We start from the raw sequence: 12465 nt of genomic DNA on the forward strand, positions 1-12465 counted from the left end.
AGCGTACACCGAGTTCGATGGGCTCGCAGTCGGCTCAGGAGTGCGCGCCGACTTTGCGGGCGTACATCGCACGGTCCGCCTGCGCGATCGCATCGGCGAGCGTCGCGAGACCCGGGGCTGCTGCTGCCACGCCCATCGCGGCCGACACGCCGGCGCCTTGGAGCGCCGCGTCGAAACGAGAGAAATGGTCGGCTGCCTCGCGAGCGGTGACGCCGTTCGCGAGGATCGCAAATTCATCGCCACCGATCCGCGCGACCCGGTGCGCCTCGGCCGACGCCGATGCGAGCGCTTCAGCGGCCCGCGTGAGCAGACGGTCGCCGGCGAGGTGGCCCAGTGTGTCGTTGACGCCTTTGAGGCCGTTCAGATCGATGATGGCGACCGACACCGGGTCGCCGAACGCGTCGACCCGCTCTTGCGCGTCGACGAGCACGCGGTCCCAGCCTCGTCGGTTGAGAAGCCCGGTGAGGGCGTCGGTGTGCGCGAGTGCGTCGGCGATCGCGACGCTGCGCCGGCCCCGGTCGATGCCTCGCGAGAGTTCGAGCTGGGACGAGAGGAGTTCGCTCAGCAGGCGGATGAGCTCTTCGTCGACGGACTCGCCCTCCGCGAGCGGGGTCTCGCGCGCCCCGCAGAGCACTCCGAATAGGGCTCCCGTGTCGTCCCGAATCGTGTACCCGGCGTACGAACCGATCCGTTCGGCGGCCCCGAGGTCGGCGTACTGCGGATCGGAACGCGAATCGGGGACGACGTGAGCGGCGCCAGCGGACATTCGGCTGCAGAACGACTCACCCCAGTCGATGCGGTCGCCGACCGAGAGCACCTGATCGTGGTGTACGTGCACGTGGATCTGCTCGCCATTCGTGACGCGGGAGACGGACCAGTCGGTGAGTGGTGTGTGCTCATTCAAGTAGGCCACGACGCGTTCTGCCGACTGCGTGAAGGTGACGGCTCCATTGAGCAGATCCGCCATCAGGGCAGCGTCTCGTCGAGCATGGCGCGCGTGAACTCTTCGGCGTTCCGGTTCATGAGGACCGCTCCGCCTTCGCGGCGGCCTTGGCCGCACGCTTCGTCTCGCGCACTCGCTGCAGCGATTCCGGTGAGGTGATGTCTGCGACGCTGCGGTATGAGTCGGGCTCGCCGTACGCTCCGGCAGCCTGCTCCCAGCCGTCACCGTCGAAGCCGAGCTGTTTGCCGAGCAGCGCCAGGAAGATCTTCGCCTTCTGCTCGCCGAAGCCGGGTAGCGCCCGCAGCCGTGTGAGCACGGTCTTTCCGTCGGGATCGCCCGAAGTCCAGATGGCGGAGGCGTCGCCGCCCCACTCGTCGACGAGGGTCTGGCACAGCGTTTGCACGCGCGCCGCCATCGAACCGGGGAAGCGGTGAATGGCGGGCGACTCCTTGAACACCGCGAGGAGATCCTCGGGGTCGGCGCTTGCGATCGCCCGCGCGTCGACGCTGCCGAAGCGCTCCTGGATCTTGAGCGGGCCCGCGAACGCGACCTCCATCGCGATCTGCTGATCGAGCAGCATGCCGATGAGCAATGCGAGCGGATTCTCGGTCAGCAGCTCATCGGCGGCTGAATCGTCAGTGAGGTGCAGGCTCATGGAGTCAGTGTACTGCGGACGCAGGTCACTCGAAGCGGTTGACCATGGCGAGCGCGGCGCGTTCGACGTAGTCGCGGAATGCCGCGTCGTGCATGGGGGCGAGACCTGCCGCGTCGAGTGCCGCATGCATGTGTCGAAGCCAGCGATCCCTCGCGTCGGGGGTCACCGCGAAGGGGTGGTGACGCATGCGCAACCGCGGGTGGCCGCGCTGCTCCGAGTACGTTGTCGGGCCGCCCCAGTACTGCTCGAGGAAGGCGCGCAGTCGCCAGGTCGCGCCTTCCCAATCGTCGTCGGGATACATGGGAGCGAGAACGGGGTCTTCGCGCACGCCGCGGTAGAACTCCGACGCGATGAGCTCGAATGTGGGGGTTCCGCCGACCTGCGACCAGAGCGTCTCGGTGACGGCGTCGCCGCTCGCGCCCGAGCGCAGGGTGAGCCGCGGGCCGGGCTGGGTGCTGTCGTTCATACTGCTCCTCCCGGCTGCCTCGGCAGCTCATCGGCGAGCTTGATGTCATGCTCGCCGAACTTGCGGCGCAACTCGGCGCGCACGCCGCGCTGCACCTCCCATTGTGCCTCCGGGCGGGTCTTCACGAGCAGCCGGAGCGTCGCCCGATCGCCGAAGATGCTCTCGAGACCGAGCAGCTCGGGTGACCCGGTGACCTTGCGCGCGTACTTCTCGGAGCGGAGCAATTCGCGCGCGGCATCGAGTGCGACATCGGAGACCCGCGTCATGTCTTGCCGCGCATCGACGGTGATGTCGATGATCGCCTGGCCCCAGCCCTGCGAAGCGTTGCCCAGGGTCAGGATCTCTCCGTTGCGGATGAACCACAGAGTGCCGTCCATCGCGCGCACCTGCGTCACGCGGATCCCCACGTCTTCGACGGTGCCGCTGATCGTGCCGATGGTCACGATGTCGCCGACCCCGAGCTGGTCTTCGAACACCATGAAGATGCCGTTGAGCAGATCTTTCACGATGTTCTGAGCGCCGAAGGCGAGGCCGGCGGCGACGATGCCGGCAGAGGTGAGCAGTGCTGCGAGATTCACGCCCAGCTGTCCCAGGATGAGGATCATCGCGATGACGACGATCACCCAGGTGATCACGGCACGTCCAACCGTGCCGAGCGTGCGCGTGCGCTGCACCGCCCGCGCGCTGACATACGGCGCGGCGCGCATCTCAGAGGTCGTATCGACGTCCTGCGCCTTCTTCACGCCTCGCACCACATGCGTGACGGTGCGCATGAGGAGCTTACGCAGCAGCCAATTCGCGAGGAGCGCCACGATCACGATCACCGCGATGGCCAACGGCACCTGATACGCCGTCAGAAAGCCCTGGAAGGCATTCCCGACCGCCTGCTCCACCTCGTCAACGCCTTCCATTCACACCTCCCGGTCTGCGGCCTGCACGCGCAGAGCCCGCTCGACGCCCGACAGGTGCTCCGAGACCATCCGCCGCAGGGCCGCAGGCGCGTCCGCGTTCGCTTCGAGCCAGTCGCGGGTCGCGCTCGCCAGCTCCGTGTTCGCGAGTTCGGCGGGGTAGAACCCCTCGACGAGCTCCTCGGCGATCGCGTAGCTGCGGGATTCCCATACGGGCAGCATCGCGTCGAAGAAGCGCGCGACGTACGGTTCGAGCAGCGTCAGATCGTGCGCGCGCGTGAACCCTGAGGCGGTCGCGCGAACGATGGCGTTCGGCTGACCGGCCTCATCGAACACTGACGCCCATGCGCGTGCTTTGTCGTCGGCGCTGGGAAGCGCCGCCCGAGCGTGAGCAGCAGACTGGTTGCCGTTGGCGGTGCGGTCCTCTGCGAGACGCGCGTCGATCTGCTCGGATGTCGCTCGGCCGCCCGCCGAGAGTGAGACGAGCAGCTCCCAGCCGAGATCGGTATCGATGGCCAGGCCATCGAGCTCACGTGTTCCCTCGAACAGCGCGTGCACGGTGTCGAGCTGTGCATCGCTTCCGGCGAGCTGGGCGAACGACTTCACGAACTGGAACTGTCGATCGGAACCGGGGTCGGCGCTCTCCGCGAGGTTCCAGAGGGCGTCGGCGACCTTCTCGAGCGTCGCGGCACGTCGATCGCGCGCGACGTAGCTCGCCGCAGCGAGCGACAGCTGCCCGAGGAGGGTGCGCAGCGTGGTCGAACCCGTTTCGCTGCCGACGTGGGCGAGAACGATGTCGATGAAGCGGCTGGCCGGGAATTCGCCGTCCCGGGTCGCGTCCCAGAGCGTGCCCCAGAGCAGTGCCCGGGTGAGCGAGTCCTCCGCGTCGCCGAGATGCTGCGCCGCGGTCTCGAGCGATCGGTCGTCCAGTCGAATCTTCGCGTACGTCAGGTCGTCGTCGTTGAGCAGCAGCAACGCGGGCTGCTCGACCCCGACGAGCTCGGGAACCGCAGTGCCCGCACCGTCGACATCGAGCTCGATGCGCTGCGTGCGGCGCAGCACTCCGCCGTCGAGCGCGTAGAGCCCCACGGCGATGCGGTGCGGTCGGATCGTCGGGTACTCGGCTTCTGCCGACTGCTCGATGGTGAAGCTGCTGTATTTGCCGGCGTCGTCGAGCTCGAAGACGGGACGGAGCGTGTTGACGCCGGCGGTCTCCAACCAGAGCTTCGACCAGTCGGCGAGGTCGCGGCCGCTGCGGGCTTCGAGCTCGGTGAGGAGGTCGGGCAACTCGGTGTTCGAGTGATGGTGCTTGACGAAGTAGTCGTGCACGCCCTGCATGAATGGTTCCCGGCCCACCCATGCGACGAGCTGCTTGAGCACCGAGGCGCCCTTCGCGTAGGTGATGCCGTCGAAGTTCACGAGCACGTCTTCGAGGTCGCGGATCGGTGCGACGATCGGATGGGTCGACGGCAGCTGATCCTGCCGGTACGCCCACGACTTCTCCGAGGCGGCGAACGTCGTCCAGCAATCCGTCCATTCAGTGGCCTCTGCCACGCCGAGCGTCGACATGTACTCGGCGAACGATTCGTTGAGCCACAGGTCGTTCCACCATCGCATCGTGACGAGATCGCCGAACCACATGTGCGCGAGTTCGTGCAGGATCGTGACGACGCGGCGCTCGCGCATCGCGTCGGTCACCTGGCTGCGGAAGACGTAGGCCTCCGTGAAGGTCACGGCGCCAACGTTCTCCATCGCCCCCATGTTGTACTCGGGGACGAAGAGCTGGTCGTACTTGTCGAAGGGGTATGCGTAATCGAACTGCTCTTCGAAGAATGCGAACCCTTCTCGCGTCTTCTCGAAGATGTAGTCGGCGTCCAGGTGCGGCGCCAACGACTCCCGGCAGAATACGCCGAGCGGAATCGTGCGGCCGTCGCGGCTCGTGAGCTCCGAGCGCACGACGTGGTACGGGCCGGCGATGAGCGCGGTGATGTAGCTCGACATCACCGGGGTGGGATCGAACGACCAGGTCGCGATCTCCTGCTCCGGCCAGTCCTCGCCCTGGGCAGCGGCCTTCGTGCCGGCGCCGACGGGGTCGGGGGTCGGCTGGTTGCTCACGATCTGCCAGCGCGCGGGAGCTGTGATCGTGAACGAGAACGTCGCCTTCAGGTCCGGCTGCTCGAAGACCGGGAACATTCGGCGGGAGTCGGGCACCTCGAACTGGGAGTAGAGGTAGACCTCACCGTCAGCAGGATCGACGAAGCGGTGCAGGCCCTCGCCCGTATTCGTGTAGCGCTGCGTCGAAGCGATGCGCAGGACGTTCCGCTCCGCGAGTCGGGGCAACTGGATGCGCGAGTCCGCGAACACCGCAGCTGGGTCGAGGGCCTCGCCGTTCAAATCGATGCTCTCGACGGAGTCGGCGATCAGATCGATGAAGGTGGCCGCTCCGCGCGTACCGCCGAAGTGGACGGTCGTAACCGCTGCGAACTGCTCGGCGCCGGTCGTGAGGTCGAGCGCGACCTCGTAACGTTCCGTCGAGACGGCGGCAGCGCGCTCCTGGGCTTCTGCACGGGTGAGATTCGTTCCTGGCACTGATGCTCCTGACGATGGGGAATACGTATGGCTCCAGCCTAGGCCCGACCCTCGACATCAGTGATGAAACCCCTGTACGCCGCATGTGAGGCGCTGCGCAGGGGCTGCTGCCAGCCCCCGTCGTCGCCGTACAGTGGAATGCATGGAACGCGCACTCGGCACCTCAGATCTCCTCGTCTCGTCCGTCGGGCTCGGCTGCAACAATTTCGGCCGGCCGGGAGCCTTCACCGAGGACCAGCACGGAACCGACGCCGTCATCGGAGCGGCGATCGACGCTGGCATCACATTCTTCGACACCGCCGACCTCTACGGGTACGCCTTCGGCCGCAGCGAAGAGATGATGGGACGCGCACTCGGGGCGCGGCGCGACGAGATCGTGCTCGCCACCAAGTTCGGGCATCCGGACGCGCAGGCCCCGTACCTCGGACGACGAGGTTCACGAGGGTTCATCAGAGCCTCGGTCGAGGGGTCGCTCACGCGGTTGCAGACGGACCGCATCGATCTCTACCAGATGCATGTTCCGGATCCGGAGACCCCGATCAGCGAGACCCTCGACGCGCTCCACGAACTGGTGCGCGAGGGGAAGGTGCGCAGCATCGGCCACTCGAACTTCTCCGCAGCGCAGATGCATGAGGCCGCGGACGCAGCGGCAGCAGGGGGAGTTACGGCCTTCGTGTCGGCGCAGAACGAGCTCAGCCTGGTGCAGCGAGAGGCGGACCGAGAGGTCGTTCCAGCTGCCCGGGAGCTCGGACTCGGGTTTCTCCCGTACTTCCCGCTGGCCAACGGGCTGCTCACGGGCAAGTTCGCCCGAGATCGCTTCCCCGAGGACTCGCGCATCATGCGGCAGCGCCCCCACATCGCGGAGCAGGCCGAGTGGGATGCCCTCGACGCATACCGGGCGCACTGCGCCGACTGGGGAGTCACGATGCTCGAAGCGACGTTCGGCTGGTTGCTCGATCATGCGCCGGTCGCGAGCGTCATCGCGGGAGCATCGACCCCTGACCAGGTCCGTCAGAATGCGCTCGCCGGTGAGCGCTGGCGCCCGGATGACGCCCAGCGCGAACGCATCGAAGCCCTCTTCCCGGCGCCGACGTCCTGAAGAGTAGGCTGACCCGCATGAGCATCGAACGCCCCGAATCCGCACAGCCCGTCGTCGAGTTCTGGTTCGATCCGATCTGCCCGTGGTGCTGGATGACCAGCCGCTGGGTCTCCGACGTCGCGGCAGCGCGAGGGTTCGACATCGCCTGGCACCCCGTCAGCCTCAAGATCATCAACGAGGGCAACGACGTCGGCGACCACGAGGAGGGCATGCGCCAGGGCCATCGCCTCGGCCGCGTAGCCGCGGCTGTCGCCCGTGCGCAGGATCCGAGCGCGGTCGGGCGTCTCTACACCGAATTCGGCACGGCGATCCACCCCGGCGGCCGCGACGACTTCGACGGCATTCTCGCCGAGGCGCTCGCCGCAGTCGGGCTCGACGCCGAACTCGCAGCTGCCGCAGACGACGAGCAGTACGACACCGACCTTCGCGAGAACACCGCGCACGCGCTCGAGATCGCCGGGCCAGACGTCGGGGTGCCCGTGATCTCGGTCGACGGAGTCGCGTTCTTCGGGCCCGTGGTGACGCCGGCGCCTCAGGGGGAGCAGGCGCTCCGCCTCTGGGACGGCATCGTCGCGGCCGCGAGCGTGCCGGGATTCTACGAGCTGAAGCGGGGCCGCACCTCCGGCCCCCAGTTCTGAGTCCTCGCTCCGATAGGATCTGATCCATGCGCATTCACGTCGCCACGGACCACGCCGGGCTCGAATTCAGCCAGCAGTTGCAGGATCATCTTCGCGCGCAGGGCCACCAGGTCATCGACCACGGTCCAGCCGAATACGATGCACTCGACGATTACCCGTCGTTCTGCATCAACGCCGCGCTCGGCGTCGCACGTGACGAGCGCGACGGAGTGGAAGCGCTCGGCGTCGTCTTCGGCGGCTCCGGCAATGGTGAGCAGATGGCGGCGAACAAGGTCGCAGGCATTCGAGCAGCACTGGTGTGGAACGACTCCACGGCGACGCTCGCGCGCGAGCACAACAACGCGAACGTGATCTCCATCGGAGCCCGCCAGCACGATGTGGCCGACGCGATCCGCTTCATCGATCTCTTCATCGACACGCCGTTCACCGGCGAGGAGCGCCATGTGCGTCGCATCGCGCAGCTCGGCGAGTACGAGCGCACCGGCGCCATCAGCGGCAAGCACGTCGACAGCCTCTAATGCCTGAGGGGCACAGCGTTCATCGCATTGCTCGTCAGTTCGCGGTGAACTTCGTCGGCACGGCTCCCGAGGTGACGAGCCCGCAGGGGCGCTTCGCCCAGGGCGCAGCGCTGCTGAGCGGACGAGAGATGATCGATGCTCGGGCCGTCGGCAAGCAGATGTTCCTGGAGTTCTCGGATGACCGTTGGCTGCGCGTGCATCTCGGCATCTACGGCGCTTGGGATTTCGCGGGAGACGTGCGCGTCGACCCGTCCATTCAGATCCACGGCCAGGCGCCGGGACGCACGAAGCTGGGCCAGACGGGGGAGTACTCGCGGCCGGATCCCGCCCGCCCGCTCGATCGTGATGGCGAAGACTCCGTGACGTCGATCGGGGCGCCCCGTCGCACACGTGTGCGCATGGCCGAAACCGATCGTGAGACGGCTGCACCCGCAGCGTTTCCTCCTGAGCCCGTCGGGCAGGTGCGAGTGCGGCTGCTGAATGATCTCGTCTGCGCCGACCTGCGCGGTCCGACCGCGTGCGAAGTGCTCACCCCGGCCGAGGTGGATGCCGTGATCCAGAAGCTCGGGCCCGATCCTGCGAACGCGAACACTCCGGCTGAGCGCGAGCGCTTCGTGGAGCGTGCACTGCGCAAGAAGACGCCGATCGGCCTCGTGCTCATGGATCAGTCGGTCATCGCGGGGATCGGCAATGTGTACCGGGCCGAGATGCTCTTCCGGGCGGAGCTGAACCCCCATACTCCCGCGAACACGATCGACCGCACCGTGCTCGAGGCGCTCTGGGACGATTGGGCGCATCTGCTCGAGATCGGCATCACGGTCGGGCAGATGATGACGATCGACGGTCTCGCCGGCGAGGAGTACGAGCGTGCGCTGGTCGATCGCGACGAGCGGCACTCCGTGTACAAGCTCGAGGGCACACCGTGCAAGCGGTGCGGCACGAACATCGCGCTGGAGGAGTTCGGCGCCCGCAAGCTCTACTGGTGCCCGGGCTGTCAGACCTGACGCAGTCAGGTGAACGGCCATTTCTGGCCGTTCATGCAGCCCCCGGCGCCGTCTCGGTGCCGGTGCGGCGCTGCGCGGTGCGCGCGCGTGAATGTCGGCGGTGCCCGTCAGACTGATGACGGCGACCGCATCGATTGAAGGAGCTCAGCATGACCCGCACCATCTACTACACGGCCACCACCCTCGACGGGTATCTCGCAGATCCCGACGATTCCCTCGACTGGCTGCTGCGCCAGCCGCAGGAGGCCGGCGGCGCCGGTGACTACGATTCGTTCATCAGGGGGATCGGCGCACTCGTCATGGGAGCGACCACCTACGAATGGGTGCTCGAACACGAGCAGGGGGTCTGGAGCTACGAGCTGCCGGCGTTCGTACTCACGCATCGCGACCTGCCGTCCCCCCGGAGTACGACGAGTGGTGGGTCGGCCGACGTCCGCTTCCGGCAGGGAGGCATCGCCGAGCTCGGACAGGAGATGCGCGATGCCGCCGGCGCGAACGATCTGTGGGTGGTCGGCGGCGGTGATCTGGCGGGTCAGTTCGCCGATCTCGGGCAGCTCGATGAAATTGTGACGTCGATTGCGCCAGTGGTGCTCGGTGCGGGTCGCCCGCTGCTGCCGCGTCGTCTCGATCTCGAGCTGATGCAGGTCGATCGCAATGGAGCCTTCATCGTCGCGCAGCATCGTGTGATCGGGTCCCTCGCGGAGGATCAGGAGCGCTCGTCGTCGTCGAGCGCCCGGCGTGCGACAGAAGTGTGACATAATTGATCCTTGTGCCACGGTGCGGTACTGCCGCGAGGGTCCGCACGGACCGTGAGCCGAACACTCCAGTACTTTTCGATATCCGCGTTCCCGACTTGCGGCGGGCGCAGAGAGTAGACAATCATGCAGAAGCTCGACCTGGTCGACGCCCCGTCGCTCAAGAGCGACATCCCCGATTTCCGCGCAGGCGACACCGTCAAGGTGCACGTGAACATCGTCGAGGGCAACCGCTCGCGTGTTCAGGTGTTCCAGGGCGTCGTGATCTCCCGCCACGGTGAGGGCGTTCGCGAGACGTTCACCGTGCGCAAGATCAGCTTCCAGGTGGGCGTGGAGCGCAAGTTCCCGGTGCACTCGCCCGCGATCGAGAAGATCGAGGTCGTCAGCCGTGGCGACGTGCGTCGTGCGAAGCTCTACTACCTGCGCGGCCTCACCGGCAAGAAGGCGAAGATCAAGGAGAAGCGCGACCGCTAAGTCGCACTTCTCACGGGCCGTGCTCAACGCGCCCGCGACGCTCTCAGGCTCCCCCCTGGAATAGGGTGGGAGCCTGAAGTGTCTCACCGATCGGTGAGGCCCGGAGCGTCGGATCCATCGCACGACCGCTCCCATCGACAGGGGAACCCCACATGAGTGAAGCCGAGGCCACGACCTCACAGCAACGGACGCGTCGAGGCGGAATCCTCGGGTTCCTGCGAGATCTGCTGGTCATCCTCGTGGTGGCGTTCCTGGTCTCGTTTCTGTTGAAGACGTTTCTCGTGCGCAGTTTCTTCATCCCTTCGGAGTCGATGGAGAACACGCTGCAGATCGATGACCGCATCCTCGTGAACCAGTTGGTGCCCGATCTCATCGATGTGCAGCGCGGCGACATCGTGGTGTTCAAGGATCCGGGCGGGTGGTTGTACCCCCGCGGCAGTGAGCCGCCCCGTGGGTTCGAGCGGGTGCTCCAGTCGATCGGTCTCGCGGCTGACACGAGCAACGAGTACGTGGTCAAGCGCGTCATCGGCGTCGGCGGTGATCGTGTCGAGTGCTGCGACGCTCAGGGGCGTGTGATGGTGAACGGTGTGCCCATCGACGAGCCGTACATCGTGAAGCCTGCGGGCGAGGAGCGAGCGTCGGCGATCGATTTCGACGTCACGGTGCCCGAGGGCTCTCTGTGGGTGATGGGCGACAACCGGTATCAGAGCAAGGACTCGCGCTACAACCAGGATCAGCCGGGCAAGGGGTTCGTGCCGGAGGAAGAGGTCGTGGGGCGTGCGTTCGTGTTGAACTGGCCGCTCAACCGGTTCACCTGGTTGGGGACTCCTGAAGGAACCTTCACCGGCGTGGACGCCGCGATGGAGAACTGAGCCGTGCCCGTCGAGGCAGCACCTACGACGAAGGATCCGACGCTCGACGTCGAACGCGCGTTCTTCGCGGCGGGTGCGCAGATCGTCATCGGCATCGACGAGGTGGGCCGTGGAGCGATCGCCGGGCCGGTCGCCGTCGGCGTGCACGCCGTGGTGGCGGGCACCCACTCGTTTCCGGACGGGCTTCGCGATTCGAAGCTCCTGAGCGAGAAACGACGCGACGCGATCGCGCCGCTCGTACATGCGTGGGGAGCCGGTGCCGTCGGCTTCGCGAGCGCCGAGGAGATCGATACGCAGGGCATCACGACGATGCTCGGCCATGCCGCGCGTCGCGCGCTGCTCCAGCTGCGTGCGACGGGAGTGCCGGTCGAACGATCAGTGATCCTGCTCGACGGCGCGCACGACTGGCTCTCCGCAGTGCTGCGCGCTCCGCTCGACATCCGCACGCGGGTGGGGGCGGATCGCGAGTGCGCCAGCGTGGCCGCTGCTTCGGTGCGGGCGAAGGTCGCGCGCGACGCCCTGATGCGTGAGGCCGATGCAGCGCACCCCGAGTACGCATGGGCGTCGAACAAGGGATACGGCGCGAAGGCCCACTTCGCCGGCATCGCGACGAACGGCCTCACCGAACTGCACCGGCATACGTGGATCAAACTCTCCGCGATCGGCTCGGGTAGTCTGGACGGGTGAGTTCGCAGCAGCCAGACGCGTCCGCCCCGATCGGGGTGTTCGACTCCGGAGTCGGTGGTTTGACGGTGGCGCGAGCGATTCACGATCAGCTCCCCGGCGAGTCGATGATCTACGTCGGCGACACCGCCCGCACGCCGTATGGTCCTCGTCCGATCGCGGACGTTCGCCGATTCGCTCTCGAGATCCTCGACGGGCTCGTCGAGCAGGGCGTGAAGATGCTCGTGATCGCCTGCAACACGGCATCTGCGGCGGTGCTGCGCGACGCCCGTGAGCGCTACGACGTGCCTGTCGTCGAAGTCATCGGCCCGACGGTGCGCAGCGCGGCCTCGATCACGAGGAACCGCCGCGTCGGTCTGATCGGCACGCAGGGGACGATCCAATCGCGCGCCTACGACGACCTGTTCGCAATGCGGCCCGAGATCGCGCTGAGCTCTGCGGCGTGCCCGCGGTTCGTGGATCTCGTCGAGGCGGGCGAGACCAGCGGTCCCGCCGTGCACGAGGTCGCGCAGCAGTATCTCGCTCCGCTCGTCGCGCAGGGCATCGACACCCTGGTGCTCGGATGCACGCACTACCCGTTCCTGCGCGGCGCGATTCGGCAGGTGGTCGGGCCGGACGTCGCGCTGGTGTCGAGTGACATCGAGACCGCGAATGCCGTGTTCCAGGTACTCACCGAGTTGCAGTTGCTGCGTCCGCCCGGCTCTGGGGAACCCGAGCTGCGATACGAGGCGACTGGTGAGGATACGGCGGCGTTCGTCGAGTTGGCCCGCCGCATGCTCGGGATCGGCATCGATGCCGTCGATCGCCTGGAGACCGGCGCGATCCGCCTGCCCAACTGACTCGCGTTCGCTGTGCGTTCG

Annotated in this window: 14 protein-coding genes; 9 read left to right on the top strand and 5 right to left on the bottom strand. The window is 67.0% G+C overall.

The window, feature by feature from the left end; all coding sequences use genetic code 11:
• Window positions 1-34: 34 nt before the first annotated feature.
• From JSQ98_RS01995 to pepN, 5 genes are read right to left on the bottom strand one after another with little or no spacing between them, the layout of a single operon-like run.
• Window positions 35-967, bottom strand: coding sequence for a GGDEF domain-containing protein (locus JSQ98_RS01995; protein WP_211648147.1), 933 nt, complete (start codon window positions 965-967; stop codon window positions 35-37).
• 52 nt (window positions 968-1019) lie between these two features.
• Complete coding sequence (locus JSQ98_RS02000) at window positions 1020-1598, bottom strand: HhH-GPD-type base excision DNA repair protein (protein WP_200329244.1); 579 nt, start codon at window positions 1596-1598, stop codon at window positions 1020-1022.
• Window positions 1599-1623: 25 nt separating this feature from the next.
• Window positions 1624-2064 (bottom strand): globin, encoded by a 441-nt coding sequence (locus JSQ98_RS02005; protein ID WP_249290693.1) that lies wholly within the window; start codon window positions 2062-2064, stop codon window positions 1624-1626.
• Window positions 2061-2975 carry a mechanosensitive ion channel family protein gene (locus JSQ98_RS02010; protein WP_211648149.1) on the bottom strand — a complete coding sequence of 305 codons (915 nt, stop codon included), beginning with the start codon at window positions 2973-2975 and terminating at the stop codon, window positions 2061-2063. The genes JSQ98_RS02005 and JSQ98_RS02010 overlap by 4 nt, the downstream gene beginning before the upstream one ends.
• Complete coding sequence (pepN, locus tag JSQ98_RS02015) at window positions 2976-5561, bottom strand: aminopeptidase N (protein ID WP_211648151.1); 2586 nt, start codon at window positions 5559-5561, stop codon at window positions 2976-2978.
• A 142-nt stretch (window positions 5562-5703) separates the two neighbouring features.
• Between pepN and JSQ98_RS02020 the strand changes: the two genes are divergently transcribed.
• The 9 genes from JSQ98_RS02020 to murI all read left to right on the top strand — a co-directional run bounded on the left by JSQ98_RS02020 (window position 5704) and on the right by murI (window position 12444).
• Window positions 5704-6660: an aldo/keto reductase gene (locus JSQ98_RS02020; protein WP_211648153.1), complete on the top strand. Its 957-nt coding sequence runs from the start codon at window positions 5704-5706 to the stop codon at window positions 6658-6660.
• Window positions 6661-6677: 17 nt separating this feature from the next.
• The gene (locus JSQ98_RS02025; RefSeq protein ID WP_090148339.1) at window positions 6678-7298 is read left to right on the top strand and encodes a mycothiol-dependent nitroreductase Rv2466c family protein; all 621 of its coding nucleotides are present in this window, start codon (window positions 6678-6680) and stop codon (window positions 7296-7298) included.
• Window positions 7299-7324: 26 nt separating this feature from the next.
• A complete protein-coding gene (locus JSQ98_RS02030; protein WP_090148341.1) occupies window positions 7325-7816 on the top strand; it encodes a ribose-5-phosphate isomerase in 492 nt (163 codons plus the stop codon).
• Window positions 7816-8820 carry an Fpg/Nei family DNA glycosylase gene (locus tag JSQ98_RS02035; protein WP_211648155.1) on the top strand — a complete coding sequence of 335 codons (1005 nt, stop codon included), beginning with the start codon at window positions 7816-7818 and terminating at the stop codon, window positions 8818-8820. Before JSQ98_RS02030 ends, JSQ98_RS02035 begins: the two co-directional genes overlap by 1 nt.
• A gap of 149 nt (window positions 8821-8969) precedes the next feature.
• The gene (locus JSQ98_RS02040; protein ID WP_211648157.1) at window positions 8970-9575 is read left to right on the top strand and encodes a dihydrofolate reductase family protein; all 606 of its coding nucleotides are present in this window, start codon (window positions 8970-8972) and stop codon (window positions 9573-9575) included.
• Between the two features lie 126 nt (window positions 9576-9701).
• A complete protein-coding gene (rplS, locus tag JSQ98_RS02045; RefSeq protein ID WP_211648160.1) occupies window positions 9702-10049 on the top strand; it encodes a 50S ribosomal protein L19 in 348 nt (115 codons plus the stop codon).
• A gap of 152 nt (window positions 10050-10201) precedes the next feature.
• Entirely contained in the window at window positions 10202-10921 is a 720-nt protein-coding gene (gene lepB, locus JSQ98_RS02050) for a signal peptidase I (protein WP_211648161.1), read from the top strand.
• A 3-nt stretch (window positions 10922-10924) separates the two neighbouring features.
• Entirely contained in the window at window positions 10925-11608 is a 684-nt protein-coding gene (rnhB, locus tag JSQ98_RS02055; protein WP_211648162.1) for a ribonuclease HII, read from the top strand.
• Window positions 11605-12444, top strand: coding sequence for a glutamate racemase (gene murI / locus JSQ98_RS02060; RefSeq protein ID WP_200329226.1), 840 nt, complete (start codon window positions 11605-11607; stop codon window positions 12442-12444). The genes rnhB and murI overlap by 4 nt, the downstream gene beginning before the upstream one ends.
• Window positions 12445-12465 lie beyond the last annotated feature (21 nt).

This window comes from Leucobacter manosquensis (assembly GCF_018304845.1).
Lineage (GTDB): Bacteria > Actinomycetota > Actinomycetes > Actinomycetales > Microbacteriaceae > Leucobacter > Leucobacter alluvii.